Source organism: Microcoleus sp. OTE_8_concoct_300 (assembly GCF_031383065.1).
In the GTDB taxonomy this organism is placed as follows: Bacteria; Cyanobacteriota; Cyanobacteriia; order Cyanobacteriales; family Microcoleaceae; genus Microcoleus.
Map to the genome: position 1 here is coordinate 1 of NZ_JANMZH010000097.1, position 1,214 is coordinate 1,214.

The window sequence follows — 1,214 nt, forward strand, 5'->3', positions numbered from 1 at the left end:
AGCAGCATTGCTACTTCATTAGGGATGTTGGGAGATATCGAGCGAAATCGTGGCAATTGGGATGAAGCTGAGAAATTCTACCGGCAATGTTTGGAAGTTGAAACAGAATTAGGCGCTCGATCGGGCATGGCATCTTCTTGGCAATTGTTGGGAGATATCGAGCGAAAACGCGGCAATTGGGATGAAGCTGAGAAACTCTACCGGCAATCTTTGGCATTGAGAACAGAATTGGGCGATCGATCGGGCATGGCATCTTCTTGGGCATCGTTGGGACATATCGAGCAAAATCGCGGCAATTGGGATAAAGCTGAGAAACTCTATCGGCAATCTTTGGAAGTTCAAACAGAATTGGGCGATCGATCGGGCATGGCATATTCTTGGGTATCGTTGGGAGATATCGAGCGAAATCGCGGCAATTGGGATGAAGCTGAGAAACTCTACCGGCAACATTTGGAAATGATGACAGAATTGGGCGATCGCTGGGGCATGGCATCTTCTTGGGATGTGTTGGGATATATAGAGCAATGTCGCGGCAATTGGGATGAAGCTGAGAAACTCTATCGGCAATCTTTGGAAGTTGAAACAGAATTGGGCGATCGCGAAGGGATGGCATCTTGTTGGGGATCGTTGGGACAGATCGAGGGAAATCGCGGCAATTGGGATGAAGCTGAGAAACTCTACCGGCAATCTTTGGAAGTTAAAACAGAATTGGGCGATCGCCAAGGGATAGCAACTTCGATCTGTTGTCTGGGAGAAAATGATCTAGCTAGAGGCCATCTAGATACAGCAGAACAACTGTTAACAGAAGCTTTAGGAAAAATGCAAAAACTGGGGATGACTTGGCATATTGCCGCAGTTAACTACTATTTAGCACACCTTGAGCGAAAGCGCGGCAACACAGAAGTTGCTCAACAACATTACGATACAGCACATCAAATTTTACAACAATTGGGAGCGGCCAAGGATTTGGAGAGAATCGATCGAGAATGGCACAGCACCGATTAGATATCATATCGTTTCCGGTGGCATCGGAATGATTTAACCACAGAGGACGCAGAGAACACAGAGGGAGGCAAGAGAGAGATGAATAATTCCGATGAAGAGCGGAATTGATATCACTCGGCGATTGAAATCGCTATCGAGAATCAGGGAAATCTCCCAGTAGGCGTTCTGCTAATTCTAAAAACTGTTCTGCTTGCGCGATTAATTGATTA

1 protein-coding gene is annotated in these 1,214 nt (G+C 46.3%); it reads left to right on the forward strand.

Going from position 1 to position 1,214, the window contains the following annotated elements; all coding sequences use genetic code 11:
* Positions 1 to 1,005: tetratricopeptide repeat protein (locus ACUVJL_RS04565; protein ID WP_445244767.1), on the forward strand; the 1,005-nt coding region annotated here is incomplete at its 5' end.
* Positions 1,006 to 1,214 lie beyond the last annotated feature (209 nt).